Genomic DNA, 26,109 nt, shown 5'->3' with positions numbered 1-26,109 from the left:
TCGCCCAATTACAGTAAACTTCAACGGTCTAGCAGCACATGCTGTTTTGCTTATCAACTCTGGAGAGCACGATGGAACACAAACTGCCCGAACTGCCGTACGGCCTGGACGCCCTGGCGCCGATCATTTCCAAGGAAACCCTGGAATTCCACTACGGCAAGCATCACCAGACCTACGTTACCAACCTGAACAATCTGATCAAGGGCACCGAGTTCGAGAACGCCTCCCTGGAAGAAATCGTGAAGAAATCTTCCGGTGGCATCTTCAATAACGCCGCCCAGGTATGGAACCACACCTTCTACTGGTTCGGTCTGGCACCGAACGCTTCCGGCGAAGAGCGCAAGCCGGCTGGCGCACTGGCCGACGCCATCAACGCCAAGTGGGGCTCCTTCGACGAGTTCAAGAAAGCCTTCGCCGCCTGTGCCGTTGGTACCTTCGGCTCCGGCTGGGCCTGGCTGGTGAAGAACACCGATGGCAGCCTGGACCTGGTTTCCACCAGCAATGCCGCCACCCCGCTGACCACCGACAAGAAAGCCCTGCTGACTTGCGACGTGTGGGAACACGCTTACTACATCGACTACCGCAACAGCCGCCCGAACTACATGGAAGGCTTCTGGAAGCTGGTGAACTGGGACTTCGTCGCCCAGAACTTCGCCTGATCCGGCAACAGCAGCACATGAAAAAGGCCCCTTACGGGGCCTTTTTCATTCTTCCGCAGCCTGATTGATCAGCACCTTGTGCTTCTGGCGCAATTGCTCCAGATAGGCACCCATCACACTATTGGCCGACAACTCGGACAACAGGCCACGCAACTGGGCAGATTCTTCCGGTGCCAGCGCAGCAGCAGCCTGCACCTTGTCCACGCGATAAATGACAAACTCGCCATTATCGCGCTTCAGCCCGGCAAAACCGGGCACCGACTTGCCGGCTACGGCAAAGATGGCACGCACCTCGGCCGCAGGCACCTGCCCCGGATTGCGGCGCGACAGCGACTGCGCTGCCAGCCAGGCTTGTGCATCCACACCCTTGCCTGCCTTCAGTTCCGCCAGCAGCGCCTCGCCACGCTGCGCGGCCAGCTTGCCGCCTTCGCGCGCCAGCAACTCCGCCTTCACCTGGGCAGCCACTTCGGCCAGCGGCTTCTGCCGTGCCGGCTGATGCTCGGCCACTCGCAACACCACCAGGGTGTTATTGCCCAGATCGATCGGCTCGCTGTTGTGCTTGCCTTTCAGCACGTCGTCACTGAAAGCGGCGTCCAATACCTTGCGGTTGCCCAACAGGGCATCGCCAGCCTTGCCGGCACGCGGCAACGCTTCGCTACGCTGTACCGTCAGCCCCAATGCCTGCAGGCCCTTCAGCGAGTCACCTTGCTGATAAGCAATCTCGGCCAGCTTTTCCGCCTTGCTGCGGAATTCCGCAGCCGCCTTCTGCAGCTGCAGCTTGGCAATCACGTCGGCCTTCTGTGCAGCAAAGTCGGCGCCCTTGATCTCATTCAGCTTCAGGATGTGGTAACCGAATTCGGTTTCCACCACTTCGCTGATCTGTCCCTTCTGCATGCGGAAGGCCACGTCCTCGAACGGCTTGGTCATGGTGCCACGACCAAACGCACCCAGGTCACCACCGTTGGCCGCAGAGCCAGGATCCTGCGATTTGGCCTTGGCCAGCTCGGCAAATCTGGCCGGGTTGGCACGCACTTCCTTGAGAATGGCTTCAGCCTCGGCCTTTACCTTGGCCTTATCGGCAGCCGAGGCACCCTTGGCCACGGTCAGCAAGATGTGCGACACGTCGCGCTGCTCGCCACCAAACTCGCCGATGTTCTTGTCGAAGTAAGCACGGGCTTCGTCATCCGATACCTGAATACCTTGTGCCAGCTGTGCCTGCGACAGCTGTACATAGTCCAGCGCCACGGTTTCCTCGGCCTTGAAGCGCTTCAGATTGGCATCGTAATAGGCCTTCAGCACCGCATCGTCCAGCTTGACGCTGGCGGCAAACTGCTCCGGCTTCAGCACCAGGGCGCGCACGTCGCGGGTCTCGGTCATCATGGCGGACAATCGCGTCTGCAAGGTGCGCGACACAAACTGTGCGTTCAGATACGGCGCCGCCTGCGCCTGAAGCAGCAAGTCACGACTGACCTGCGACTCGAAGGTGGCGGCATCCATATTGCGCGCGGCCAGGAATTCGCGGTAACGGGCTGCACTGAACTTGCCGCCATCCTGGAATGCCGGGATGCCGGCAATCACTGCCCGCAACTGCGTCGGTGCCACTGCCAGACGCGAAGCCCCTGCCTCGGCCAGCAGCATTTCCTGGCGGATCAGGTTTTCCAGCACCGCCTGACGCGAAGCGGCGTTGGCAGGCTGATCCTGCAGCTGGCGCTCGACGTCACGCTTGTAGATCTTGGCATCCCCCACCTTGGCCAGGTACGGGTCATCCACGGCTGCGCTGTAACTGCCAACACCGAAGCCAACAAAGGTCAGCGCCACCGCCCCCAGAATGATCTTGATGGCGGTATTGTTGTTATGAACGAAATCAAACATGACGGAATGAGGTCTTGCAAAAAAACAAGGTGAACGGCGGGCCGTTCACCTTGATGTTATCTGAGGGGCCTTGTAAGCCATGCGCCCCGGCCAGACGGTCAGACAGACTGGCTGTCTGCTGGTTTCCAGGCAGGCAGATTACAGGGCGTCTTTCAGAGCCTTGCCAGCGCGGAACTTCGGAGACTTGGCAGCGGCAATGGTAATGGTCTCGCCGGTTTTCGGATTGCGGCCACTACGCTCAGCGCGTTCGCCAACATAGAAAGTACCAAAGCCTACAACGGTGACGGTATCGCCAGTTTTCAGCGCTTCAGCCACGGCATCAATCATGCCATCCAGAGCCTTGCCGGCTGCTGCTTTGGAAATGTCTGCCTTGGCGGCGATCGCGTCAATCAGTTCAGACTTGTTCACGTTAAGTCCCCTTTCGTCGTTCTCGGTGTACGGAGTACTGAATAAAACCGCTAGCTTTATAGCAAGGCCAAAATCCTTGTGTCAAGCGGCTTCCAGCGGGGTATTGGTAGGTTCCCACCCCCTCTGGAAGCCGATGCTAGCGCGCTTTCTCCAGCAAATCAAAACAATGCGTCATTAATGCGTCATTTGCACTGGTGCTGTCGCCGGTTCGGCAACAGATGCAGCAACGGCGGGCATTTCCGCCGGCAAAGCCTCTGGCTGACGCTCCAGCGCCAATGCCAAAACTTCATCAATCCACTTTACCGGAATAATTTCCAGCTTGTTCTTGATATTTGCCGGTATTTCGACCAGGTCCTTGACGTTGCCTTTCGGAATCAGCACCCGCTTGATACCGCCACGCTGTGCGGCCAGCAGCTTTTCCTTCAGGCCGCCAATCGGCAGTACCTCGCCACGCAAGGTAATCTCGCCGGTCATCGCCACGTCGGCACGCACCGGGTTGCCAGTCAGCACCGATACCAGCGCGGTGGTCATGGCAATACCCGCCGACGGGCCATCCTTGGGCGTGGCCCCTTCCGGCACGTGGATGTGCATGTCGTGCTTCTCGTAGAAGTCCGGCTTGATGCCAAGCTGGCTGGCACGGCTGCGCACCACGCTCATGGCTGCGGTAATCGACTCCTGCATCACCTCGCCCAGCTGGCCGGTACGGATGATATTACCCTTGCCAGGCAGCGCCACCGCCTCGATCGTGAGCAGGTCGCCACCCACCTCGGTCCAAGCAAGACCGGTTACTTGGCCGATGCGGTTTTCTTCTTCGGCCAGGCCAAAGTCGAAACGCTGCACACCCAGGTATTTCTCCAGATTCCGGCTGTTCACCGTAGTCTTGCCGGCACCAGCCTTTTTCTTGGACTGCACCGTCACGACCTTGCGGCAGATCTTGGCGATCTCGCGATCCAGGCTACGCACGCCCGCCTCGCGGGTGTAGTAGCGCACAATGTCACGCAGCGCGGACTCGTGGATCTGCAGCTCGCCTTCCACCACACCGTTGGCCTTGATCTGCTTCGGCACCAGGTACTTGGTGGCGATATTGACCTTCTCGTCCTCGGTGTAGCCGGACAAGCGGATGATCTCCATGCGATCCAGCAGTGCAGGCGGGATATTCATCGAGTTGGCGGTGGCCACGAACATCACGTCGGAGAGATCGAAATCCACCTCGGCGTAATGATCGACAAAGGCATGGTTCTGTTCCGGATCCAGCACTTCCAGCAGTGCGGAGGACGGGTCGCCACGGAAGTCGGCCCCCATCTTGTCCACTTCATCCAGCAGGAACAGCGGGTTTTTCACCCCCACCTTGCTCATGTTCTGCAGCACCTTGCCCGGCATGGAGCCGATGTAGGTACGGCGATGGCCGCGAATCTCGGATTCGTCGCGCACGCCGCCCAGTGCCATGCGCACGAACTTGCGATTGGTAGCGCGGGCAATCGACTGCCCCAGCGAGGTCTTGCCCACGCCCGGCGGCCCTACCAGGCACAGGATCGGCGCCTTCAGACGATCGACACGCTGCTGCACCGCCAGGTACTCCAGAATGCGTTCCTTGACCTTTTCCAGACCGAAGTGATCCTCTTCCAGCACCTCTTCGGCCACATCGATATCCTTGCTGATCTTGGTCTTCTTCTTCCACGGCAGATCAGTCAGGGTTTCGATGTAGTTGCGCACCACGGTAGCCTCGGCCGACATCGGCGACATCATGCGCAGCTTCTTCAGCTCGGCCATGGCCTTGTCCTTGCCTTCCTTGGACATGCCGGCCAGCTTGATCTTTTTCTCCAGCTCGTCGAAGTCGTTACCTTCCTCGCCTTCGCCCAGCTCTTTCTGGATCGCCTTAACCTGCTCGTTCAGGTAGTACTCGCGCTGGCTCTTCTCCATCTGGCGCTTGACGCGACCACGGATGCGCTTTTCCACCTGCAGGATGTCGATCTCCGACTCCATCAGCGACAGCAGATATTCGATACGCTCCTTGATATCGAACATCTCCAGCACCTGCTGCTTGCTTTCCAGCTTCAGCGGCAGATGCACCACCACGGAGTCGGCTAGGCGACCGGCCTTGTCGATACCACCCAGCGACGACAGGACTTCGCTGGGGATCTTCTTGTTCAGCTTCACGAACTGCTCGAACTGCGCCAGCAATGCACGGCGCAGCGCCTCGACTTCGCGATTGTCCTCGGCGTCCGGCGCCAGCGGGTCCACTTCGGCGGAGAAATAATCGCCGTGATCATTCACCTGCGACACTCGGGCGCGCTGGCGACCTTCCACCAGCACCTTCACGGTACCGTCCGGCAGTTTCAGCATCTGCAGAATGGTGGCAACGGCGCCAATCTCATGCAGATCATCGACAGCCGGCTCGTCCTTATCGGCCGAGCGTTGTGCCACCAGCAGAATCTGCTTGTTCTCGTCCATGGCCAGCTCCAGCGCCTTGATGGATTTGGCGCGGCCAACGAACAGTGGGATTACCATGTGCGGGAAGACCACCACGTCACGCAGCGGCAGCAATGGCAGCGTGGTCTTTTCTTTCAAATCGGCGGGTTGTGGCATATCACCTAACCTTGCTCTTGGGGATTACAGTTAGCTGGACAGATTAGGGCAATTCCGTCCTTATCAAGCATGCTAAAGCAGTTCCAGCAACGCTGGAAATAAAAAACCGCCCTTGCGGGCGGCTTGTTCTGGCCGGATCAGGCAGACTGCGCCGCATCCGTTCGCGCATCGCCACCCTGGTAGATGAAGGTGGGTTTGTCACCCTTTTCGATAACCTTTTCATCTACAACGACTTTGCACACATCCTGCAGCGACGGCAGCTCGTACATGGTATCGAGCAAGGCACGCTCCAGAATGGAGCGCAGGCCGCGAGCGCCGGTCTTGCGGATCAGCGCCTGCTTGGCGATGACACGCAAGGCGGACGGCAATACGTCCAGCTCCACGTTCTCCAGCGAGAACAGGCGCTGGTACTGCTTGATCAGCGCGTTCCTCGGCTGGGTCAGGATGCTCACCAGCGCTTCTTCGTCCAACTCTTCCAGCGTGGTCACCACCGGCAGACGGCCGATCAGCTCCGGGATCAAGCCAAACTTGATCAGGTCTTCCGGCTCCACCTCGCTGAACAGCGTGGTGATCGACTTGCCGTCTTCCTTGGAACTGATGCTGGCGCCAAAACCGATGCCGCCCTTTTCCGAACGACGGCGAATGATTTTTTCCAGACCGTCGAAAGCGCCACCGCAGATGAACAGGATATTGGTGGTATCCACCTGAATGAATTCCTGGTTCGGGTGCTTGCGACCACCCTGCGGCGGCACCGAAGCCACGGTGCCTTCGATCAGCTTCAGCAGTGCCTGCTGCACGCCTTCGCCGGACACGTCACGGGTAATGGACGGGTTTTCCGACTTGCGCGAGATCTTGTCGATTTCGTCGAGGTAGACAATGCCACGCTGGGCCTTCTCCACGTCGTAATCGCACTTCTGCAGCAGTTTCTGGATGATGTGCTCGACATCCTCGCCCACGTAACCGGCTTCGGTCAGCGTGGTGGCGTCGGCAATCACGAACGGCACATCCAGCAGCTTGGCCAGCGTCTGTGCCAGCNTCCTTGCTGCTCGGGGTGTACAACCGCTTGTAGTGGTTGTACACCGCCACCGCCAGCGCCTTCTTGGCGTGTTCCTGGCCAATGATGTGCTGATCCAGCGAGGTGCGAATCTCCTGCGGCGTCGGCAGCGGCGGCGTGCCGGCGGCATTGCTGTCGCCGCCCACCTTGGCCTCCACTTCCTCGCGGATGATGTCGCCGCACAGATCGACGCACTCGTTGCAGATGTATACCTGCGGGCCTGCAATCAGGCGCTGCACTTCATGCTGGCTCTTGCCGCAAAAAGAGCAGTACAGCAGTTTTTCGTTACCGCCTTTTTCTGCCATCTGATCGACGTCCTATTAAGCCGCCACGTCGGCGCGCGAGCTCAGCACCTTGTCGATGAGACCGTATACACGGGCATCTTCGGCAGACATGAAATTGTCGCGTTCGGTGTCGGCTTGTACTTGTTCCACACTCTGGCCAGCATGCTTGGCCAAGAGTTCGTTCATCTGCGCCTTGGTTTTCACCAGTTCGCGGGCGTGAATCTCGATATCGGTAACCTGGCCGGTCAGACCACCGCCGTACAGCAGCGGCTGGTGGATCATCACGCGGCTATGCGGCAGCGCAAAGCGCTTGCCCTGGGCACCGGCGGACAGCAGGAACGCGCCCATGCTGGCCGCCTGGCCAATGCAGAGGGTGGACACGTCCGGCTTGATGAAATTCATCGTGTCGTAGATCGACATGCCGGCCGTGATCGAGCCCCCCGGGGAATTGATGTACAGGTAGATGTCCTTGTCCGGGTTTTCCGATTCCAGGAACAGCAGCTGTGCCACCACCAGATTGGCCGACTCGTCGGTAACCGGACCGACCAGGAACACAATGCGTTCCTTCAACAGGCGAGAGAAGATGTCGTAGGCGCGTTCGCCACGACCACTCTGCTCTACCACCATGGGCACCAGGCCCAGACCTTGCGGTTCAATCATCGATTTCATCGACCTCTCCGGTTATTCAACAAATCAGGCGTTCTGGCCCATTAGGGTTTCGAAGGAAACTTCCTTCTCGACAACATTGGCCTTAGCCAGCACAAATTCAACCACGTTGTCTTCCAGCACCATGGAGGTCGGGCCTTCCAGGCGTTCCTGGCTGGCGTAGTACCACTGGATCACGTCTTCCGGCTGCTCGTAGCTTTCGGCGAACTCTTCCACCAGTGCCTTCACCTGTTCCGGCTTGGCTTCCAGCTGGTTGGCTTCCACCACGGCGGACAGGATCAGACCCAGGGCCACGCGGCGCTCGGCTTGCTGGGTGAACAGGTCTGCCGGCAGCGGCATATCCTTCACCTGCATGCCACGCTGCGCCAGATCCTGGCGAGCCTGTTCCATCAGGCGGCCAACTTCCAGATCCACCAGCGCCTTCGGCAGCTCCATCGGGGTCACGTCGATCAGCGCCTGCATCACGTTTTCCTTGATCTGCGCAGTCAGGCGGCGCTTCACTTCGCGCTCCACGTTCTTGCGGATCTCGGCACGCATCTTGGCCACGTCGCCATCGGCGATGCCCAGTTGCTTGGCGAACTCTTCGTTCACTTCCGGCAGCTGCGCTTCGGCCACGTTCTTCACCATGATCTCGAACACGGCGGTTTTACCGGCCACGTCCTTGCCATGGTAGTCAGCCGGGAAGCTCACTTCCACGCTCTTGATCTCGCCTTCCTTCATGCCGATGATGCCGGCTTCGAATTCCGGCAGCATTTGGCCCTGACCCAGCATGAACGGGAAGTTCTCGGAGGAACCGCCTTCGAAGGCTACGCCGTCGATGGCGCCCTTGAAGTCGATGATCACGCGGTCGCCGTTGGCGGCTTCGCGCTCAACGCGGTTGAAGCGGGTGCGCTGCTTGCGCAGGATGTCGACAGTCTTGTCGATCTCGCCGTCGGTCACTTCGGTCTTCGGCTTTTCGATTTCCTTGCCGGCCAGATCGCCAACAACCACTTCCGGGAACACTTCGAAAGCAGCCGCGAACTTGAAGCTCTCGGCATCGCCCTGGGCTGGTTCGAAACGCGGGTAGCCGGCAACGCGCAGCTTCTGCTCGGCGGCGGCCTTGTAGAAAGCTTGCTGAACCTGTTCGCCCAGCACTTCTTCGCGCACTTGTGCGCCGTAGTTCATTTCAACGATCTTAGCCGGAGCCTTGCCCGGGCGGAAACCCTGAATCTTTGCGGTGCGAGCCACGCGCTTGAGGCGCTCATTCACTTGCGCATCGATAGCAGCCAGCGGCAGGGCGATGCTCATGCGACGCTCAAGGCCGCTCAACGTTTCCAGTTGTACTTGCATTTCCAATCCTTAGTCTTGAAAGGTGTGGGGTTGAAGCCAGAAGCGGGAAAGTCCTAGGCCTAGCGTAATGCTGGAGGAACCTTGCAGATGATGCTTTCCTGCGCCATGAAATCAGAACTTAAACCAGTTCGCCCACCCGCAGCGCGGGCAAGCCTAGCAGGCCAAAGCAAAGGGCGAGTATAGCATGCAGTGTCGAATTGAACAGTGCAGCCAGCCTGCCCTCACGGGCAAGACAGCACGCGCTGCGCCAGCGTCATGCGGCCTTGCCGGCAGACGACAGCCACGCGCTGACAGCCGCCACTACCCCTTCTGACGGATTGTGCCGCGGCAGCCGCCGCGCTATGGTGACGCCATCCCCGTAATTTCGATATCACGCCATGAGCCAACTCACCCATTTTGATGCTGCCGGCCAGGCCCACATGGTAGATGTGGGCGCCAAGGCGGAAACCCGCCGCGTGGCCCGCGCCGGTGGCCATATCGACATGGCGCCGGCCACCTTTGCCCTGCTGCGGGCCGGCAACAACAAGAAAGGCGATGTAGTGGGCATCGCGCGCCTGGCCGCTATCCAGGGCACCAAGCGCACCGCCGACCTGATTCCGCTATGCCACCCGCTGGCACTCACCCGCGTGGCGGTGGAGTTCAGCGCCGACGCTGCGGCCAACCGCCTGTATATCGAAGTCACCACCGAGACCGTTGGCCGCACCGGCGTGGAAATGGAAGCGCTCAGCGGTGTGATGGCCGGTCTGCTAACCGTGTACGACATGCTGAAAGCCGTGGACAAGGGCATGACAATTGCCGGCGTGCAGCTACTGGAGAAACAGGGCGGCAAGAGCGGCCACTGGCTGGCAGGCAAGCAGCAGGCCGAATAAACAGCGGGCGGCGATAGATACAGGGCTGCGTCGGCAGCCCTTATATCACGCCAGCGTTAACCCATAATTGAATAGCGAAGAATAGCGATGAACGACCCATGGCAACTATTCGCCGGCCACGGCGCCAGCCAGCGCCTGGCGCTACTACGCGCCATTGCCGCCGAAGGCTCGATCAGCGCGGCGGCCCGCAGCTGCGGCATCAGCTACAAGGCCGCGTGGCAGCAGGTGGACAACATGAACCGGCAAAGCGACAGCCCACTGGTGGAACGCCTGACCGGCGGCCGTGGTGGTGGCGGCACCCGCCTCACCGAGCTGGGCGCGCAACTGCTGCACGCCTGGGACAACGCCGGCAGCGCCCTGCAGGCCGCCACCGGCGCATCGCCCGCACTATCCGACATCAGCCGCCTGCCGCTGCGCACCTCCGCTCGCAACCAGCTGCCGGGCCGCATCACCCGGCTGGATGCCGGCGCAGTGAACGACACCGTGCATATCGCGCTTGCCGGCGGGCAGACGCTTACCGCCCAGGTTACCCGTGGCAGCAGCCTGGAACTGGGCCTGGCTGCCGGCCTCCAGGTGGTGGCGCTAATCAAGGCCTCCTGGCTGGCCCTGGCCACGCCGGACGCGGCCACCGGCATCGCTGTCGCCAACCGGCTGCAGGGCCAGATCCTGCGGCTGACCCCTGGCGCGGTGAATAGCGAAGTCATCGTGCAACTACCCGGCGGCAACACGCTGTGCGCCATGGTCGACAACGACAGCATCGCCAGCCTGCAGCTGCAGCCGGGCAGCGACGTCAGCGCCCTGTTTTCCGCCCAGAACGTGATTCTGGGCATCTTCGATTAAGCCACCGGCAGCACCTTCCACAGGACACCCCGATGAAAACCCTTCCTCACCTTCGCACCCTCCGCGCCATCATGCTGACCCTGCTCGCCCCGCTCGCCTTTGCCAGCCCGGTCAAGGTGGCGGTTGCGGCCAACGTGCAGTACGCCTTTGCCGACATCGCCACCGCCTTCAGCCGCGACACTGGCATTGCCGTGGAAGCGTCCTACGCTTCCTCCGGCAAGATCGCCACCCAGGTGTTGGCCGGCGCGCCGTTCGAGCTATTCCTGTCCGCCGATGACGAAACCCCGCGCAAGCTGGCCAGCGCCGGCCAGACGCTTGCCGCACCCAAGACCTACGCACTGGGCGCACTGGTCCTATGGACGAAAGACCCGAACTTTGACGGCAAACAGTGGCAGAGCTGGCTAAAGAACGCCAGCGGCAAGGTGGTGATCGCCAACCCGCAGACCGCCCCCTACGGCAGCGAGGCACTGCGGGTACTCGACTTCTACAAGCTAACCGACAGCGTGAAGCCACGGCTGGTACAGGGCGACAACATTGCCCAGGCGGCGCAGTTCGTGGACAGCGGCGCGGCGCAGGCCGGCTTTGTCGCCAAGGCGCTGGTGCTGGCACCGCAGATGCAGGGCAAGGGCCGCTGGGTGGACATGCCGGAACAAAGCCACCAGCCTATCGTGCAGAACATGGCACTACTGAAGCCGGCTGCGGCCAACCCCGATGCGCGCAAGCTGTTCGACTATCTAAGCTCGCCTGCCGCGCGCGCCATCCTGCAACGCTACGGCTACCGCCTGCCATGAACCGGCTGCCAGGTTTCGTGACCGGCGTACACAGCGCCGACGGCATCCACCTGCTGCAGGTCCGCGTGGGCGAGCAGCACTGCACCGCGCTGGCGCTGGGCGATGCCGCCCCAGCCGGCGTCGGCACCCCGGTTACGCTGGGTTTTCGCGAGCTGGACGTGGCGCTGGCGCGCGACCTGGTCGGCGACATCAGCATTCGCAACATCCTGCCCTGCGTGGTGGACGAGCTGACGCTGGGTGCGCTGATGGCACGGGTGGCGCTGCGCTGCGGCCAACTACGCTTTCACGCGCTGATCACCCGCCAGTCGGCACTGCGGCTGCAACTGGCTGCCGGCATGGCGGTGAGCGCGCTGATCAAGTCGCACGCCATGCTGCTACTACCGGGAGAGCACCATGATTGACCTGCAACCGCTATGGCTTACCGCCCGGCTGGCGGCCAGCACCACCGCCATCCTGCTGCTGCTCGGCGTGCCGCTGGCAGCCTGGCTGGCGCACAGCCGCCGCTGGTACAAGCCGCTGCTGGAAACCCTGGTGACCATGCCGCTGGTGCTGCCGCCCTCGGTACTGGGCTTCTACCTGCTGCTGGCTTTCGCACCCAACAGTTTGCTGGGGCAATGGCTGCAGCGCTTCGACATCCAGCTGCTGTTCTCTTTCCCAGGACTGGTGCTCGGCTCGGTACTGTTCAGCCTGCCGTTCATGGTGCAACCGGTAGCTGCCGCGCTATCGGCACTGCCGGACAGCCTGCGCGAGGCGTCCTACACGCTGGGCAAATCCCGGCTGCACACCTTTATGCATGTGGAGCTGCCGTGCATCAAACCGGCGCTGGTGGCCGGCATGGTGATGAGCTTTGCCCACACCGTGGGCGAGTTCGGCCTGGTGCTGATGCTGGGGGGCAACATCCCCGGCGTCACTCGCGTGGCGTCCATCGCCATCTACAACGAAGTGGAAGCGCTGAACTACGCCAGCGCCCACGTCTACGCTGCCGTGCTGTGCAGCTTCTCCTTTGCGGTGGTGCTGGCGGTAAACCTGCTGCGCCGCCACGGCGAAAGGTTGGCCGCATGATCCGCTTTCAACTGCAAAAAACCCTTTCTACACAGATGACACTGGATGTCGCCGCCACGCTACCGGCAGGGCAGATCACCGCCCTCACCGGCGAATCCGGTGCCGGCAAAACCACCCTACTGCGCCTGCTGGCCGGCCTCGTCAGCGCCGACAGCGGCCAGCTGGAAGTCGACGGTGAATGCTGGATAGACTGCCGCCGCAGCCTGCCACCGCAACAACGCGGCGTAGGCATGGTGTTTCAGGATTACGCGCTGTTTCCGCACCTGGACGTGCGCGGCAACGTGGCCTTCGGTGCTGCGGCCGGCGATGCAGCACTGGTGGAAGAACTGCTGGAGCTGACCGGCCTCGCCCCCCTGGCCGGGCAGAAGCCACGCCAGCTGTCCGGCGGCCAGCGGCAGCGAGTGGCACTGGCCCGCGCCCTCGCCCGCCGCCCGCGCCTGCTGCTGCTGGACGAACCGCTATCGGCGCTGGACCCGGCACTGCGCAGCCGGCTGCAGGACGAACTGCTGCAACTACAGCAACGCTTCGCCGTGACCACCGTGCTGGTGAGCCACGACATTCCGGAAGTGTTCAAACTGGCCAGCCAGGTGCTGCAACTGAAGCAAGGCCGCATCGTGCGCCAGGGCAGCCCGGCCGAGGTCTACCTGCACGGCAACGCCGCCGACCGGCTGCGGCTGAACGCTACCGTGCTAGCCATCCAGCCGGCAGACCTGCTGTGGCGGGTAACGGTACAGAGCGGCGGCAGCATGGTGGACATCCTGCTGGATGCCGAGGAAGTGGCAGGTCTGCGGGTGGGCAGCCAGTTGCCACTACTGGCGGGGAATCTGTGCCCGTTGCAGGCTAGCTAGGCCAGGCCAGGCGACGACTCTATTTCGTAGGGTGGGCATAGGCCACGGGCCGTGCCCACCGGCAACGCATCGCTGCTGGGCATATTGCGCCTTGCCCTTTGTAACCAATTCGCAGGGGATACCCGCCGCTTTCATCACGGCAAATACAGCTTGCCAAAGCGCGGAATGTCACCTTAAATTCGCACGGCATATACCAAGCAGGCAGGCAGGTTGCGACACTACCGCTGGATGGCCAGGTTTTGCCGCGCCCTGCGCTTGGTCTGACTGAAGATCACTGGCGCAACATAATCAGGAACGTTCGCCATGCTGAATTTATATTTCACCGGACAAACAACGAATTGCCGCATGCCACTCCAAATTCCACGGCATTCTTATTTTGATTACACGGTAAAAACGCCGTGTGCATTACGCTAGCCATCGCATGCCACAGTTCCTCCACAACTTCGCCTGCTTCGATTGCCAAGTTTCATTTAAGCGTCCTGCGACATCTGACTCCTCATCCGGAAGCGCACATCTTGCCGAGTCCGCTATCACTCACAACTGCCCGAACTGCGGTCACAGAATGGCGTTCATGGGACGCAATTTTGCGACACCACCTAGGCCGGATAACTCAGCCTGGTTCACAGCCAAATGCCTTTGGGAAGCAGGCTTCCGTTTTTCTGGAAGTGGATACCACAGCTATGATCCGCTTCCTCGAACAAAGCAAGCTGTCAAAGCCTTTATCGAAGAACATCCTAAACATGTTCAAAGAATTGGCCAGCCAAACAAGTGGAGTGACTATGTGTAGTGAAAAATTACGAATCCGGTGCGGCTCACCTTTCAGCAGCTGGACGCTGCGCGATAAAACCGCGCTGTGCCGCTTAGTTTTACGTTGAATAACATGAAGGCTCTTCACCTACAACCGCTAGTAGGGTTTGGCAATATCAAACTGGGCATGACGCGGACCGAGGTTCTGCTAATGCTTGGGCCCTGCAGCACCAGTTTTAAGAATTCACCCGCATCCCTTTATCCAACCGACGCCTGGCTAAACAACGGTTTGCGAGTGTTCTACTCTGGCACTGTGCCACGTGTTGAATACATTGAATTATCGCGCGGGGCCGGCTTCGAGGTAGAACTCTGGGGCCATCCGGTCTTTTCGACCAAAGCGTCTCTGTTAATCGAGTTCATTGAGCTGCATTCGTCGCTAGACCGCGAAGACCCCGAGCTCGGCTACAGCTACACCTTCCCATCTATCGAACTCAGCCTTTGGCGCCCCATAGTTGACAGTCCAGATGGCCAGTTTTTCTCAACTATTGGCATCGGCGTTCATGGCTACTACTCCGGTGTCAACTGAAATGATGCCCAACCCTACAATCAACCTAACCAGCGCGAACAGCCACGCAGTCCGGTTATTTTCACGTTTGGCGGTGCGGAATGCTTAAGTTTATTCGCGAACTCTTTGAGTCAAAACCGAAGATCAAGATCGTGCACCCGATCCTCGGTGAACTCCAACTAGAAAAGGGTGCCAAGGGTCCTTACTGGCTACGTGAAGCGCATCGAGACGGAGAACTAACCCTCTGTGTCGATACGATTGGCGAGGCTCCGCCATCAGAAGCTCAGGCTGAATTCTTTCTGTGGGTCACCGATAGTATTGACTCAATCTACCAGACGGTTAAGCCAGATTTAGCACTGCGGCACCAAAGCATGCAGCGCAAGCCAATAAATGCAGATTGGCAAAAAACATTTCGTCTCGCCAGTTTAGACGTACCACTGGAAGGCAACAAAAATCTCCCATGGGAACTGACATTTGAATGCCTAACGGATAATTCAGGCAATCTTTACACGTGCCACTTCGAGAATGGCTCGCTTATGCACGTGACTGTCGACACATGAGTATCCATCCTTCTCACACCCCGCTTAACCTGCTCGCCCACTCCGAACGTTATCCACACACATGATTAACCGTGACTCAATCACGCACGACCTACTCGACCGCGATGGCTCGTGCAGAGATATCAATTTTGGCGAGCGGATCAACAAAACTGGCGCGACTGGCATCATCGATTTCCTGGCATCGGAATGGACTCTCACACAAGCCATGAGCGGCGATGGGGAGGAGCTAGCACTTTTGGCGTTACCGAAATTCTTTGATCGAGCGCCAGGAACGCTGAGTACCATATGGCACGGAAACAAGGACCCGAATTACCTCCAAGTCTTTTTTAGCTGGAGCGTACCAGCCGAAATATTTTGTGAGCTTACGTTCTTTCCAGAGCATTTGAACGAAACCCAGTTCATGCTGGAAGACTTTCTGGCATTCGTTTCCAAGCTCGTTTGCGCATCGGGATCGAGTGAGTATTACGTTCGCTATGAGAACGCATCTTGGCGGCATGGGGATGTCAAAACGAATGCCGGAGTAATTTTTTCACACGAGAATTTCATGCTTCCAAATAGCTAACCCGTCACTCCCCCCACTCCCTTCGGTCGCTGGGCGCCAAGCGATAAAGCTGTGCAGCAGCTGTACCTTAGCACCCATCCATCAACCATGTGCGGCCAACGTTGGTCGCAAGATTGTGGAAGAACGAAATTCTCGGAAGGGAAAGATAGCAAGCCGCACCAGCAGCAAAGCACCACTGTGGCGCCGCAAGTAGGGCGGATGCCCAAAGGGCGATCCGCCACGATGGGCTAGTCTGAGTTGGTGGAACGCCCTGCGGGCTTCCACCCTACCCTTCAGGCTGGCGTGGCGGACAGGAACTGCGCTACCTTGGCGGCGGGAACTTTCTGCAGTTTGCACAGCAGTTCGTGCGCCGGGGCGATGCCGTGACGCTGGCGCAAGGTGGAGCCCAGATGCAGCAGCAGGTTGGCCGCCATCTCGGCATCGGCCAGGGCACGGTGGGCGCGGCCGGTGGCGGGTAGGCCGGCCCAGCGGGTGAGCGTGCCCAGCTTGTGATCCGGCGCCTGCGGCAGCAGGCGGCGCGACAGCAGCAGTGTGCAGGCGAAGGCCTGTGGCCGGCTGCGGCCCAGCTGGGCCAGCTCGTAATCCCAGAACTTGCTGTCGAAGCTGGCGTTGTGCGCCACCAGCGGCGTGCTGCCGACAAAATCGGCCGCCTCGCGCATCACCTGAGCTACCGGCGGCGCGCTGCGCAGCATGGCATTGCTGATACCGGTGAGCTGCTCGATCATCGCCGGCACACGCACGCCGGCATTCATCAGGCTCTGGTAGCGGTCGACGATCTGGCCGCCTTCCAGCAGCACGATGCCGATCTCGGTGGCGCGGCAACCTGGCCCCGGCGTGATGCCGGTGGTTTCGAAGTCGATAACCGCCAGGCGCTGCTTCATGCCAGCGCCTGCTTGGCGGCCTCGGCCGGGCTCAGTCCGTCATAGAACATGTCGGTGTACCACTCGGCCTGCTCTTCGATGTGGTCCTGCGCTTCTTCCGGGGTGGCGCCGGCGGCCACCAGGTGGGTTTCCACCTCCATGCACCAGGCCAGCAGCGCCAGGGTTTCGTCGTCCAGCTCGTCGTCGTGCTTCTGCTTCTTGGCCATGGTTTTTCCTTTGTGAATCAATGCAATATTAATGAGCCGCGCATTGTACGCGGCTGGCGGACAACTGCAAGCGCTGCACGGCTCAGCGCTGCAGCAGGTCGCCACACACGATGCCGGGACGCGGCTTGCGCGCCGCCGATGGCGCGTCGTACAGCACCAGCCAGCTGTCCTCGCCAGCCCAGTGCGCCGGCAGGCGGCAAATGGCCTCTGCCCGATCCTGCCCCTTGCCGTGCGGCAGCACCAGCAATTCCTGTACCCCGTCCCAGTGCAGGCTGGCCACATCCTGCGCCGGCTGTTGTGCCAGCGCGCGGCGGGCATCCTGCCAGCGGAACACCCGGATGGCACCATCCAGCACCATGGTGGGGCCGGCCAGAATCAGCAGGTCATCGCCATCGAAATGTAGATCACGCACGCCCAGCCCTGCCAGCGGCAGAAAGTGTTTGCGATACATGGGGCCATCATCTGCCAGCGGCACCAGCCGCAGCTGGCCCTGTCGCTCTTCCACACGAATCTCCAGCACGCAGGACCAGCCACGCAGCACCGGGCCGCGCAGACCAAGCAGCAGCCGCTGCTCACACACCGCCAGCCCTTCGATATCAAAGCCGTTATCCTTGCCGGGAATCGCCATGAACGGCGCCAGCTGCGCATCTTCGGCCAGCAAGGCGGTAAGTTCATTGCTTTTCTTCTTGCCCTTGAGCCGCGCCGCACTACGCCCATCCTGCGTCTGTCGCGCCAGCTGTGGCTGGCCGCTGGCATCGTCCTGTAGCGGAATGCGCGCCAACAGGCAGCGATTGCCATCACTGCCTACCGTGGCCAGCCGTGCCAGGTTGTCGGCCGTGCTGCGCTCCGGCTTGGGCGCCTTGCGTTTCAGACCATGTGAGCCAACCAGCCACAGATAACCGTCAGCAATCGCCAGGCCTTCGATATCGGCCTCGACGTTGGCCGCATCCGGCAAGTCCAGAAAATCGGCTAGCGGGTAGTGACCATCGGCCAGAAAGCGCAGCACGCCATCGTTGCTTTCTGGCTGGCGCAGCAGCCGATCCAGCCCGGCGGCCTCGTCGCCGGCCACCCACAGCACATCGCCGCAGGCGGCGGCGCCGGAAAGGTTGTCGTGCACCAGATGTTCACTGTCGAGCAGCAGCTGTACCGCGTTGTGCTGTAATTTGCGGGGCATGGTTTTCCTTGGATTCAGTTGTCGTCCGGCAGCAGCACTTGCCAGGCCATGTCTTCCAGCGGCAGATGGCAGGCCAGCCGTGGCGTGGCGTCGGTATCTGGCCAGCTCTCCAGCACCGCCGGCGCCGCGTCTATCAGGCCGGCGCGCAGCAGCACATTGCGCTCCTTGCGGCCAACCATCACCTCGCGCGGCTGTGCAGCGTGGCGGATGTGCACCGCGCAGGTGCCGCAGGTGCCCTGGCCGCAGCGCCAGTGCAGCGGCACCTCGTGAAAGCGGGCGACATCCAGCAACATGTCGCCAGGCTGGGCGTCGTCGATCTGCGCCAGCAGCGCGCCGCCGCGCCAGAAGCTCAGGCGAATCACAGCGGGTAGACCGCCACCATGTCGCCCGGCGCCACCCGCTGCCCCGGCTGCAGGCGCACCAGCGCATCGGCCCAGGCGCAGGAAGTTAGCACACCGGAACCCTGGTTCGGGTAGCGGTTCACCACCAGCTGGCCGTCCTGCTCGCGCAGCTGCACGCGCAGGAACTCCTCGCGCCTAGCATCCGGCTTGTTCCATTCGAACGCTGCCGGCAGCTGGCGTGCTTGCGGCCAAGCTTGCACCGCCTCGCCCATGCGCGCGCGCAGGAAGTCGCGCACCAGCACCGCGTAGGTCACGAAGCCGGACACCGGGTTGCCCGGCAGGCCGATGAAGTCGGCATCGCCCACCCGGCCGCTGGCCAGCGGCTTGCCCGGCTTGATGGCGATCTTCCACAGCTGCAGCTCGCCCTCGGCTTCCACCGCCGCTTTTACATGATCTTCCTCGCCCACCGACACGCCGCCGCAGGTCATCACCACGTCGGCGCTGGCAGCCGCTTCGCGCAGTGCGGCGCGGGTGGCATCCAGCGTATCCGCCACGATGCCCAGATCCAGTACCTGGCAGCCCAGGCGACGCAACGCCGGCACCAGCCAGTAGCGGTTGGAGTTGTAGATCTTGCCGGCGGTGAGCGGCTGGCCCGGCTCCACCAGTTCGTCGCCGGTAAAGAACACCGCCACGCGCAGGCTGCGCCACACCGGCAGCGCGGCCACGCCAATGGACGCCGCCAGGCCGATGTCGGCATCGCTCAGGCGGCGGCCAGCCTGCAGCACCACCTGGCCGCTGGAGATGTCCTCTCCACGGCGACGGATGTTCTGCCCGGCATTCACCGGTGCAGTGAAGCGTACGCTGCCGTCGTCCTGCAGCTCCGCCTGTTCCTGCATCACCACCGCATCGGCATCCGGCGGAATCGGCGCGCCGGTAAAGATGCGCGCGGCACTGCCAGTGGCCAGCGGCTGCGGCTGGCTGCCGGCGGGAATGCGCTGACTCACAGGCAGCACGTTGGCCGCATCGGCGGCGCGCACGGCGTAGCCATCCATGGCGCTGTTGTCGTGCGGCGGTACGTCCAGCGTGGCCACGATATCGGCGGCCAGCACGCAGCCGGCGGCATCCAGCAGGGAAACGGTTTCGGAGGTGTGCAGCGGACGGGCCTGGGACAGCAGCCAGTCGCGGGTCTGATCTACGCTTTGCATGGCAGGAATGGCAGCAAAAGGGAAAGCCGCATCATCGCACAGCTAGCGCTGGCGCGGCATACGCCATCGGCACTAGCCGCCGGCTCAGCCGTTGTATGCAGGATCTTCGAAGCGCTGCCAGTGGGTGATCATGATACGCGGCAGACGCAATTGCGCGGCCAGCTGCTGTTCGATGTCATCCAGCACCTGAGCACTATGTAGCGTGCCAGTTAAGCTCACCTCGGCACGGCGGGTGGCAGGGTCGTCAGCGGTAACAAACCAGATGCAGTAGCGATTCATGACAGAGTCCGTAAGCTGCGTTCAGCTGATATATCGGACCAATTGTCGCCATTCTTCAAGTTTTTTGTCGAAAGCCAATGTCAACGCCGGGCTGGACGAGGGCAGCACCAGCAGCTCCACGCCACAGCCAGCCAGCTGCACCTGCGCCTTGCCGGCGGTTTTGCCGTTGAACGCCACTGCCCGCAACGCCGGTAGGCTGGCAAGCAGCTCCTGCAGCGGGTTGTAGCGCGCCTCGCGAATATCGGCATCCAGACTACCGCGGCGCTGCGCGTCGGCCACCACATCCCACAAGCCGACGCCATGCGCCTGCAATGCGGCCAACCTTTGCGGGTAGTCCAGCGCCGGCAACTCGCTGCCGGTTACCGCCGACATCAGCCGCCAGAACTGGTTGCGCGGGTGGGCGTAGTACTGCCCGGCCTGCAGCGATGCCTCGCCCGGCAGTGAGCCGAGAATCAGCAAGCGGGTGTCCTGCGCCACCACCGGCGGAAAGCTGGATTTGCGTATCGTCATGGCATCGTATGTAACGGCAGCGCCGCTTAAGCCGCGTGTTGCAGTCTTGGAGAGGCGCGAAAGTACACCAGGCACGGCAACATGATCAACGCTGCCTATCGCAATATCTGCAGGCGTGGCATTGCGAGTTCATCATAATTGACTGTTTAAGCCATGAGCATGTTTTACCTTGCCTTCCTCGACATCAGCTTGCGGGGAACACACCATGGCCATCCAGGCATATCACCTGTCCATTCCAGGCGTGAAGGGGCCGGGTGGCCTGCCGCTGGCGCTGTCTGTCCGCACGCTCGATATCACCGAGGCCATCGGCCAACCCTACCGCCTCACCCTTACCGTTACCTGCCGTTCCCCGCTTGATCTGCTTGCCCTGCTCGACCGCCCCGCCCGCTTTACCGTCAGCCCGGTCAATGAAGCCGCGCTGGCCGATGGCATGCCGTTCGCCGAGGCCACCCGCGCGCCGGTGCGCGCCTGGGGCGGGGTGATCCGCCAGGCCACGCGGCTCAGCAGCAGCGTGGAGGAGTCGGTGTACCAGCTGGAGGTGGCGCCACGGTTGGCGCGGCTGGCGGATGTCACCGACAGCAAGCTGTACCAGAACCTGGACATTCCGGCGCTGATCAACCAGCTGCTGCGCGAGGACATCGGCCTCGCCGGCCAGGATTTCCAGATCCGCACCACGCGGTCTTACCCGCTGCTGGAGCACATCACCCGCTGGAACGAGACTGGCCTCGCCTTTCTGCAGCGCTGCTGCGAAGCCGCCGGGCTGTTCTATTACTTCACCCAGCAGGACGACCACGAAGTGGTGGTGTTCGCCGACGACCAAAGCCATTACCTGCCGGCGCAGAGCGTAGCGCTGTACCGCCCGGACGCCGGGCTGGAAAGTGGCCGGCAGGAGGCGGTGCACAGCCTGCAGGTCTGCGCCACGCCGGTCACCGGCAATATCCAGCGCCTGGATTACAACTACCGCAGCAGCGGCGGTGCCGATCTGCTGGGCAGCAAGCTGGCCAACCCCAAGCACGCGGGTCTGATCGGCAGCGATTACCGCTGGGGCACGCACCAGAAAGACCCGCAGCAGGGGCTGGACGCGGCGCGGCTGCAGCAGGAGATCAACCTCGCCCGCCAGGTAGTAGCCAGCGGTGCGGCCAACGTGTTGGCCTTCGCCCCGGCGCAGATCTTCCGCACCGACGGCGCCCCGGATCCGCAAGCCGAGTTCGGCTGGGTCATCACCCAGGTGCGCCACCGCGCAGCGCGCAATGCCGCCTGGCTGAGCGAATTCAGCGCCATCCCCGCCGAGCGCATCTACCGACTGCCACAGACCACGCCCAAGCCGACCATTAGCGGCACCATTCCGGCGCGCATCACCAGCCCCAGCCGCTACAGCAATGCCTATTTGAACGAACACGGCCTGTACCGCGTGCAGTATTTGTTCGACCAGCAGGCACGCAACGGCCAGTGGCCGCCGGCCGGCAGCAGCCGGCTGATGCGCCTGGCGCGGCCGTATGCCGGCGATACCTACGGCTTCCACTTCCCACTGATCGACGGCACCGAGGTGCAGGTGGCGTTCCAGGGCGGCGACATCGACCGCCCCTACCTGCTGACCTCGCTGCACGACCAGACCAAGCCGGACCTGGTCACCAACAAGAACCACACCCGCAATGTGATCCGCACCCCCAGCAACAACAAGATCCGGCTGGAGGACAAGGACAATCAGCAGCACATCAAGCTATCCACCGAATACGGCAAAACCCAGCTCAACCTCGGCCACCTGGTGGACGCGCAGCGCCAGCCGCGCGGCGAAGGCTTCGAGCTGCGCACGGACCACTGGGGCGCGCTGCGCGCGGGCAAGGGGGTTTTTATCTCGGCGGATGCACAGCCACGGGCCAATGGCAAAACCCTGGACATGACCGAAGCGCTGCGTCAGCTGGATGACGCGCAGCGCCTGGTGGCCAGCCTGCGCGACGCGGCACAGCAGGCGCGGGCCGAGCTGGCCGACCTGCACAGCCAGCAAACCTTGCTGCAACAGCAGCTGCAATCGCTGCAACAGGCCGCCATCCTGCTCTCCGCGCCGGCCGGCATTGCCTGCGTCACGCCAGACAGCATTCAGCACAGTGCCGGCAAGAACCTGATGTTTACTGCTGGCGGCCAGACCGATGTCGGCACCGGTAAAAACTTCACCGTGGCCGCCGGCGATGCCATCAGCCTGCTGGCCAACCGCCAGGGGCTGAAAGCCTATGCCGCCAAGGGCAAAGTGGATGTGCAGGCGCAGAACGATGCCATGAGCCTGGCCAGCGCCCACGACATGACCGTGGTCAGCACCGAGGGCAATGTCACTGTCAACGCCAAACAGCGTCTGCTGCTGTTATGCGGTGGCGCCTACATCAAGCTGGAAGGGGGCAGCATCGAGATCGGCGGCCCCGGCGACCTGCGCTTCAAGACGGCCTCGTTCGGCTATGCCGGGCCGGCGAGTCTGTCGGCAGAGATGCCCGTGCTACCACACAGTCAGTTCAACCCGAGCAGCCGGCACGGCTACTCCAGCTAAACCATTTGAATAGATGCAGACAAGGGAACCAGCATGCTGATCAGCCCACCTTTCCTGCCTCCACGGCAGGACAACGAAACCGAAGATGCCTGGCTGGATCGCTGCATGGGCGGCTATCAAGCTGGCCAGGGTGCATTTCCCATCGGCAACAACATGGCCTGGCATGGAGGCCTGCACCTGAGCGCGCCGCCACAGGGCGAGGGTTTCGAACCCGTGCGCGCCATTGCCGATGGCGTACTGCTTTATAAACAACAATCCACCGCCGTCAGCATCCTCGAGTTGAAAAACAGCAGCAACCGGGTCGATAGCGATAACGGCGTGGTCATCCTCAAGCACACCACCGATATCGGCACTGGAAACAATGCCACCAATATCACCTTCTACTCGCTGTACATGCACATGGACACCTTGGCCGACAAACTGCCCAACGTCGGCAAGATGGTGTATCGCAAGGATGTGCTCGGCATAGCCGGCAGCGTGGATAGCCGCCCGCGCACCATTCATTTCGAGATTGTCTGTGATGACGCCAATCTGAAAAAACTGCTGAATCTCGACGAGAGGCTTGCGCCGCAGCTAAGTGGCAACGGTCGCATCGACGCGGTGTATGGCGAAAATCATTACCTGCTGCCCGCCAACACCCCTATTTACGCCAGCAAACCGCCGCTCCATCAGCCTCTGCCCACTGGCATGACGCCCAAAACACATACGGCGGCGGGGGAAAGCCTGATCATCAGCCAGTTCTATGCCTGCGGTCCCGGCTATGCCCACCCCACCCAGCCCGGTACATTGGCCAAAGCGGGTAGCGCCTATTACACCACCCGCAAGCACGACGGCACAGTACTGGGCACCACAGAAGCGAAAGACGCCGAATACAGCCTGTACCAGGCCGCTACCGATATCAGCGATGCCTACGAAGCCCTGCACCTTCCTGCCGCGACCATCCCCGCGCCCAGCGCCGTCTATGAGTTATTGCGCTTTGGCCGAGTCATCAATACCGCGCATGAAACCCCGCTGCCAGCCAATGTGCCGAACTGGCAACAGCTACGCTACGGCAGCGGCGATAGCGACATCGGCTGGGTCAATCTGAACACCACCGGTACCCGCTTCTACAGCGATGCCGACTTTCCGGGTTGGCAGGGCTGGCAGCTGATCGACGACGGCAATACCGATGGCCGCTGTGAGTCCACGACACTGCAAGCGCTGCTGAAGATCACCCCTGACGAAACACTCACCTGGGATCTGGCACGTGCGCACTACAACACCTTGCTAGACAACAGCCAACCAGCCTCGCTCAAGTCACGGCAACTACGCCGCGCCATCTGCAAGCTGAACAGTGAGTGGGACAAAAGCAAAGTTGACCAGAATACCAAGTGGCGCCAAGAGCGTAGCGACTATAACCCGGAGCCAATGTCGGCCACCGATCTAGAGCAGTGCCAGAAGCGAGTACGGGCCTTGTATTTAATTACCCGGAATATTTTACGGCACAGTGGCACTTCAATCCGCGGGAGTTCATTTGCCACTTCAGGAAGTGTGGGTGGTTGAGTACTTCAGAGTTGGCTCAGTGTATTCCTCGAAAAAGTCTATCTGGAAACATAAGTTGGCAAACTGCACTTACCAGCACAAACACATACAACACCAGTTTAAACATACTCTTTAGAAAATTCATTGGAAATAACAAAATCAGAAAATCTCATATATTAGCGCAAATATACATTGAAACCGGAATGCTTAGGACAATTTCTGAAGATGGCAATGGAAATAACAAACCATATGATGCATTTTTTGGTAGAGGATATTTACAATTAACTTGGTTAAAAAACTACAAAGATTATGGCACATATAAAAAAATACCGAACATCACAAACCAAAACTACAACGACCATAGAATAAATCAAACATCGCATCACCTAACCGCCAATGGGGGCACCTCGGTAATTTGGTGGCCAAAATATGACCCATCCATAATTTCCACAGACCAAAACCATGCAGGAGAGGCAAGTGGATTTTACTGAATAACAAAATCATTTAGAGGCAAAAAAAAATATAAATAGAGCTAGTGATTTAGGTAGCAAAGAAACTATTGTTAGTTTCATAAACTGGCTAATAAATGGTGGATCTGCTGGCTTCGCTAATCGCCATCAGTTTTTTAGGTTTTTAAAAAACCAGCTACTTGACACAGAGCCTAAAACTGGCACGGAAAATTTTCAATATCCATCCCTGACACCACTTGTAAACTTGGGAACCCCACAAAAACCAAACTGGACACCACTTCTTTGCACAACATTCCCACCTCAAGAAATTTCTTACCAATCCAGTGGAGTTATAAATTATGAAAATCAGCGTCCATAGAATATTTTCACTACTACTAGTATCAGTATACTCAGAAATTATTTACAGCACCAACTTGCCAACCCATCTCAAAAATACAGCATGGGAAAACTCCCCCGTTGGCACATGCATGAAAAAATACCACCCTAAAAATAGCAACAACTTGGAAGGAATGATAAGTAAAATCGAAAAAAATAGGGATATATACGGCAATATATACACATGGCAAATAGAAGCCACACCATCATCCAGCCCGTTAAGACTTTTATATCAAACAAGAAAAAACGGTATAACCTGCATAATATTAATGGCGCCTTACTCAGAGACAGTTGATTTTAGTTTGAAAAATGGAAAACTACCCGAAACCATCATCACACAAGACAGAGCGCCTACATCTGAATTCACAGAAACAAGAATAATATACAAGAAAAAAAAGCATCTCCATTTTTTTGGCCATATCAATGTTTACACTACCGCAAAGATGGAACGTTTGTCGGGAAAATCGATTGCACCAGTGCATGGAAATAACCATTGAAAATGCATAGCATCGTGCAGTTCCAAAAACATAAAAAATACAAACCCCATCGCAGAATAAAAAACAACAACAAAATAAAAAACAACACTGAGCGACCAAAATAACCACAACATGACCATAAAAAACAACAACTATAAATACCGAATTCCACCCATAAAACTCTTAAGGAAAGAAAACTGAAACCAGTTGCGGCAATAATTATTTTAACTCTATCAGCACTCAGTTACTCCCATGAAAAAAATATCATGCCTTAAGAAAGCAGCATCCTTAGCCAAGGATAAATATCAATCAAACGAATAACCAGTATAAAAAAGGCTATGTCCCAATTACGAGTTGGTAGCCTCTCCCGAGAGCCTCCTGCAAACAATGCACCGGCTGAATCTGTCGACGGTAACGCTCCAGCATGCGCCGC

At 59.9% G+C, this 26,109-nt stretch carries 26 protein-coding genes and 1 pseudogene; 14 read left to right on the top strand and 13 right to left on the bottom strand.

Features of this window, described 5'->3' with window-relative positions:
* Nucleotides 1-71: 71 nt before the first annotated feature.
* Nucleotides 72-659 (top strand): superoxide dismutase, encoded by a 588-nt coding sequence (locus tag ACFOKJ_RS12090; protein WP_390279933.1) that lies wholly within the window; start codon nucleotides 72-74, stop codon nucleotides 657-659.
* A gap of 45 nt (nucleotides 660-704) precedes the next feature.
* On the opposite strand, the gene ACFOKJ_RS12085 is transcribed toward ACFOKJ_RS12090, so the two are convergent.
* The 6 genes and pseudogenes from ACFOKJ_RS12085 to tig all read right to left on the bottom strand — a co-directional run bounded on the left by ACFOKJ_RS12085 (nucleotide 705) and on the right by tig (nucleotide 8,858).
* Complete coding sequence (locus ACFOKJ_RS12085) at nucleotides 705-2,531, bottom strand: SurA N-terminal domain-containing protein (RefSeq protein WP_390279931.1); 1,827 nt, start codon at nucleotides 2,529-2,531, stop codon at nucleotides 705-707.
* 138 nt (nucleotides 2,532-2,669) lie between these two features.
* Nucleotides 2,670-2,939, bottom strand: a complete 270-nt coding sequence (locus tag ACFOKJ_RS12080; RefSeq protein ID WP_088967408.1) for an HU family DNA-binding protein — start codon at nucleotides 2,937-2,939, stop codon at nucleotides 2,670-2,672.
* Nucleotides 2,940-3,113: 174 nt separating this feature from the next.
* Nucleotides 3,114-5,525 carry an endopeptidase La gene (gene lon, locus ACFOKJ_RS12075; RefSeq protein ID WP_390279928.1) on the bottom strand — a complete coding sequence of 804 codons (2,412 nt, stop codon included), beginning with the start codon at nucleotides 5,523-5,525 and terminating at the stop codon, nucleotides 3,114-3,116.
* A 137-nt stretch (nucleotides 5,526-5,662) separates the two neighbouring features.
* Nucleotides 5,663-6,884, bottom strand: a pseudogene (gene clpX, locus ACFOKJ_RS12070) (ATP-dependent Clp protease ATP-binding subunit ClpX).
* 15 nt (nucleotides 6,885-6,899) lie between these two features.
* Entirely contained in the window at nucleotides 6,900-7,532 is a 633-nt protein-coding gene (gene clpP, locus ACFOKJ_RS12065; RefSeq protein WP_390279926.1) for an ATP-dependent Clp endopeptidase proteolytic subunit ClpP, read from the bottom strand.
* Between the two features lie 24 nt (nucleotides 7,533-7,556).
* Complete coding sequence (gene tig, locus ACFOKJ_RS12060) at nucleotides 7,557-8,858, bottom strand: trigger factor (RefSeq protein ID WP_390279924.1); 1,302 nt, start codon at nucleotides 8,856-8,858, stop codon at nucleotides 7,557-7,559.
* A 377-nt stretch (nucleotides 8,859-9,235) separates the two neighbouring features.
* Here tig and moaC point away from each other — a divergent pair, with 377 nt between their 5' ends.
* From moaC to ACFOKJ_RS12015, 9 genes are all read left to right on the top strand, one after another.
* Nucleotides 9,236-9,727, top strand: coding sequence for a cyclic pyranopterin monophosphate synthase MoaC (moaC, locus tag ACFOKJ_RS12055; protein ID WP_390279922.1), 492 nt, complete (start codon nucleotides 9,236-9,238; stop codon nucleotides 9,725-9,727).
* Between the two features lie 87 nt (nucleotides 9,728-9,814).
* Nucleotides 9,815-10,567 (top strand): TOBE domain-containing protein, encoded by a 753-nt coding sequence (locus tag ACFOKJ_RS12050; protein ID WP_390279920.1) that lies wholly within the window; start codon nucleotides 9,815-9,817, stop codon nucleotides 10,565-10,567.
* Nucleotides 10,568-10,599: 32 nt separating this feature from the next.
* Nucleotides 10,600-11,358 carry a molybdate ABC transporter substrate-binding protein gene (modA, locus tag ACFOKJ_RS12045; RefSeq protein WP_390279918.1) on the top strand — a complete coding sequence of 253 codons (759 nt, stop codon included), beginning with the start codon at nucleotides 10,600-10,602 and terminating at the stop codon, nucleotides 11,356-11,358.
* Entirely contained in the window at nucleotides 11,355-11,759 is a 405-nt protein-coding gene (locus tag ACFOKJ_RS12040; protein WP_390279916.1) for a TOBE domain-containing protein, read from the top strand. Before modA ends, ACFOKJ_RS12040 begins: the two co-directional genes overlap by 4 nt.
* Nucleotides 11,752-12,420, top strand: coding sequence for a molybdate ABC transporter permease subunit (gene modB, locus ACFOKJ_RS12035; RefSeq protein WP_390279915.1), 669 nt, complete (start codon nucleotides 11,752-11,754; stop codon nucleotides 12,418-12,420). Before ACFOKJ_RS12040 ends, modB begins: the two co-directional genes overlap by 8 nt.
* Nucleotides 12,417-13,268, top strand: a complete 852-nt coding sequence (locus ACFOKJ_RS12030; protein ID WP_390279913.1) for an ATP-binding cassette domain-containing protein — start codon at nucleotides 12,417-12,419, stop codon at nucleotides 13,266-13,268. Before modB ends, ACFOKJ_RS12030 begins: the two co-directional genes overlap by 4 nt.
* 880 nt (nucleotides 13,269-14,148) lie before the next feature.
* Nucleotides 14,149-14,601 (top strand): hypothetical protein, encoded by a 453-nt coding sequence (locus tag ACFOKJ_RS12025; protein WP_390279911.1) that lies wholly within the window; start codon nucleotides 14,149-14,151, stop codon nucleotides 14,599-14,601.
* Between the two features lie 80 nt (nucleotides 14,602-14,681).
* Nucleotides 14,682-15,140 carry a hypothetical protein gene (locus ACFOKJ_RS12020; RefSeq protein WP_390279908.1) on the top strand — a complete coding sequence of 153 codons (459 nt, stop codon included), beginning with the start codon at nucleotides 14,682-14,684 and terminating at the stop codon, nucleotides 15,138-15,140.
* A gap of 61 nt (nucleotides 15,141-15,201) precedes the next feature.
* Nucleotides 15,202-15,702 carry a hypothetical protein gene (locus ACFOKJ_RS12015; protein ID WP_390279906.1) on the top strand — a complete coding sequence of 167 codons (501 nt, stop codon included), beginning with the start codon at nucleotides 15,202-15,204 and terminating at the stop codon, nucleotides 15,700-15,702.
* Between the two features lie 272 nt (nucleotides 15,703-15,974).
* Here ACFOKJ_RS12015 and ACFOKJ_RS12010 read toward each other — a convergent pair whose 3' ends face one another.
* From ACFOKJ_RS12010 to ACFOKJ_RS11980, 7 genes are all read right to left on the bottom strand, one after another.
* Entirely contained in the window at nucleotides 15,975-16,583 is a 609-nt protein-coding gene (locus tag ACFOKJ_RS12010) for a 3'-5' exonuclease (RefSeq protein WP_390279904.1), read from the bottom strand.
* Nucleotides 16,580-16,789: a hypothetical protein gene (locus ACFOKJ_RS12005; protein WP_390279902.1), complete on the bottom strand. Its 210-nt coding sequence runs from the start codon at nucleotides 16,787-16,789 to the stop codon at nucleotides 16,580-16,582. Before ACFOKJ_RS12005 ends, ACFOKJ_RS12010 begins: the two co-directional genes overlap by 4 nt.
* Before the next feature lie 82 nt (nucleotides 16,790-16,871).
* Entirely contained in the window at nucleotides 16,872-17,963 is a 1,092-nt protein-coding gene (locus ACFOKJ_RS12000; protein ID WP_390279900.1) for a DUF3616 domain-containing protein, read from the bottom strand.
* A 14-nt stretch (nucleotides 17,964-17,977) separates the two neighbouring features.
* Nucleotides 17,978-18,325, bottom strand: a complete 348-nt coding sequence (locus ACFOKJ_RS11995) for a 2Fe-2S iron-sulfur cluster binding domain-containing protein (protein ID WP_390279898.1) — start codon at nucleotides 18,323-18,325, stop codon at nucleotides 17,978-17,980.
* Nucleotides 18,322-19,509, bottom strand: coding sequence for a molybdopterin molybdotransferase MoeA (locus ACFOKJ_RS11990; protein WP_390279896.1), 1,188 nt, complete (start codon nucleotides 19,507-19,509; stop codon nucleotides 18,322-18,324). The genes ACFOKJ_RS11995 and ACFOKJ_RS11990 overlap by 4 nt, the downstream gene beginning before the upstream one ends.
* A gap of 84 nt (nucleotides 19,510-19,593) precedes the next feature.
* A complete protein-coding gene (locus ACFOKJ_RS11985; protein WP_390279893.1) occupies nucleotides 19,594-19,788 on the bottom strand; it encodes a hypothetical protein in 195 nt (64 codons plus the stop codon).
* Between the two features lie 21 nt (nucleotides 19,789-19,809).
* A complete protein-coding gene (locus tag ACFOKJ_RS11980; RefSeq protein WP_390279891.1) occupies nucleotides 19,810-20,298 on the bottom strand; it encodes a DNA-deoxyinosine glycosylase in 489 nt (162 codons plus the stop codon).
* A 205-nt stretch (nucleotides 20,299-20,503) separates the two neighbouring features.
* Between ACFOKJ_RS11980 and ACFOKJ_RS11975 the strand changes: the two genes are divergently transcribed.
* The 4 genes from ACFOKJ_RS11975 (at nucleotide 20,504) to ACFOKJ_RS11960 (ending at nucleotide 25,697) form a co-directional block, all read left to right on the top strand.
* Nucleotides 20,504-22,834, top strand: a complete 2,331-nt coding sequence (locus ACFOKJ_RS11975; protein ID WP_390279889.1) for a type VI secretion system Vgr family protein — start codon at nucleotides 20,504-20,506, stop codon at nucleotides 22,832-22,834.
* Nucleotides 22,835-22,867: 33 nt separating this feature from the next.
* The gene (locus tag ACFOKJ_RS11970) at nucleotides 22,868-24,376 is read left to right on the top strand and encodes a M23 family metallopeptidase (protein ID WP_390279887.1); all 1,509 of its coding nucleotides are present in this window, start codon (nucleotides 22,868-22,870) and stop codon (nucleotides 24,374-24,376) included.
* On the top strand, nucleotides 24,373-24,846 hold the full coding sequence (locus tag ACFOKJ_RS11965; RefSeq protein ID WP_390279884.1) for a hypothetical protein: 474 nt from the start codon (nucleotides 24,373-24,375) through the stop codon (nucleotides 24,844-24,846). Before ACFOKJ_RS11970 ends, ACFOKJ_RS11965 begins: the two co-directional genes overlap by 4 nt.
* Before the next feature lie 317 nt (nucleotides 24,847-25,163).
* Nucleotides 25,164-25,697 (top strand): hypothetical protein, encoded by a 534-nt coding sequence (locus ACFOKJ_RS11960; protein WP_390279881.1) that lies wholly within the window; start codon nucleotides 25,164-25,166, stop codon nucleotides 25,695-25,697.
* Nucleotides 25,698-26,109: the final 412 nt, after the last annotated feature.

Origin of the sequence: Vogesella amnigena, assembly GCF_042648905.1 — a bacterium.
Classification (GTDB): domain Bacteria; phylum Pseudomonadota; class Gammaproteobacteria; order Burkholderiales; family Chromobacteriaceae; genus Vogesella; species Vogesella amnigena.
This window is presented reverse-complemented; position numbering and strand designations above follow the sequence as displayed.

Bases quoted from the DNA above. Each gene is read 5' to 3' on its own strand.
- ACFOKJ_RS12090 (WP_390279933.1), top strand. From the start codon at position 72: ATGGAACACAAACTGCCCGAACTGCCGTACGGCCTGGACGCCCTGGCG.
- ACFOKJ_RS12085 (WP_390279931.1), bottom strand. From the start codon at position 2,531: ATGTTTGATTTCGTTCATAACAACAATACCGCCATCAAGATCATTCTG.
- lon (WP_390279928.1), bottom strand. From the start codon at position 5,525: ATGCCACAACCCGCCGATTTGAAAGAAAAGACCACGCTGCCATTGCTG.
- clpP (WP_390279926.1), bottom strand. From the start codon at position 7,532: ATGAAATCGATGATTGAACCGCAAGGTCTGGGCCTGGTGCCCATGGTG.
- tig (WP_390279924.1), bottom strand. From the start codon at position 8,858: ATGCAAGTACAACTGGAAACGTTGAGCGGCCTTGAGCGTCGCATGAGC.
- moaC (WP_390279922.1), top strand. From the start codon at position 9,236: ATGAGCCAACTCACCCATTTTGATGCTGCCGGCCAGGCCCACATGGTA.
- ACFOKJ_RS12050 (WP_390279920.1), top strand. From the start codon at position 9,815: ATGAACGACCCATGGCAACTATTCGCCGGCCACGGCGCCAGCCAGCGC.
- modA (WP_390279918.1), top strand. From the start codon at position 10,600: ATGAAAACCCTTCCTCACCTTCGCACCCTCCGCGCCATCATGCTGACC.
- ACFOKJ_RS12040 (WP_390279916.1), top strand. From the start codon at position 11,355: ATGAACCGGCTGCCAGGTTTCGTGACCGGCGTACACAGCGCCGACGGC.
- modB (WP_390279915.1), top strand. From the start codon at position 11,752: ATGATTGACCTGCAACCGCTATGGCTTACCGCCCGGCTGGCGGCCAGC.
- ACFOKJ_RS12030 (WP_390279913.1), top strand. From the start codon at position 12,417: ATGATCCGCTTTCAACTGCAAAAAACCCTTTCTACACAGATGACACTG.
- ACFOKJ_RS12025 (WP_390279911.1), top strand. From the start codon at position 14,149: ATGAAGGCTCTTCACCTACAACCGCTAGTAGGGTTTGGCAATATCAAA.
- ACFOKJ_RS12020 (WP_390279908.1), top strand. From the start codon at position 14,682: ATGCTTAAGTTTATTCGCGAACTCTTTGAGTCAAAACCGAAGATCAAG.
- ACFOKJ_RS12015 (WP_390279906.1), top strand. From the start codon at position 15,202: ATGATTAACCGTGACTCAATCACGCACGACCTACTCGACCGCGATGGC.
- ACFOKJ_RS12010 (WP_390279904.1), bottom strand. From the start codon at position 16,583: ATGAAGCAGCGCCTGGCGGTTATCGACTTCGAAACCACCGGCATCACG.
- ACFOKJ_RS12005 (WP_390279902.1), bottom strand. From the start codon at position 16,789: ATGGCCAAGAAGCAGAAGCACGACGACGAGCTGGACGACGAAACCCTG.
- ACFOKJ_RS12000 (WP_390279900.1), bottom strand. From the start codon at position 17,963: ATGCCCCGCAAATTACAGCACAACGCGGTACAGCTGCTGCTCGACAGT.
- ACFOKJ_RS11990 (WP_390279896.1), bottom strand. From the start codon at position 19,509: ATGCAAAGCGTAGATCAGACCCGCGACTGGCTGCTGTCCCAGGCCCGT.
- ACFOKJ_RS11985 (WP_390279893.1), bottom strand. From the start codon at position 19,788: ATGAATCGCTACTGCATCTGGTTTGTTACCGCTGACGACCCTGCCACC.
- ACFOKJ_RS11980 (WP_390279891.1), bottom strand. From the start codon at position 20,298: ATGACGATACGCAAATCCAGCTTTCCGCCGGTGGTGGCGCAGGACACC.
- ACFOKJ_RS11975 (WP_390279889.1), top strand. From the start codon at position 20,504: ATGGCCATCCAGGCATATCACCTGTCCATTCCAGGCGTGAAGGGGCCG.
- ACFOKJ_RS11970 (WP_390279887.1), top strand. From the start codon at position 22,868: ATGCTGATCAGCCCACCTTTCCTGCCTCCACGGCAGGACAACGAAACC.
- ACFOKJ_RS11960 (WP_390279881.1), top strand. From the start codon at position 25,164: ATGAAAATCAGCGTCCATAGAATATTTTCACTACTACTAGTATCAGTA.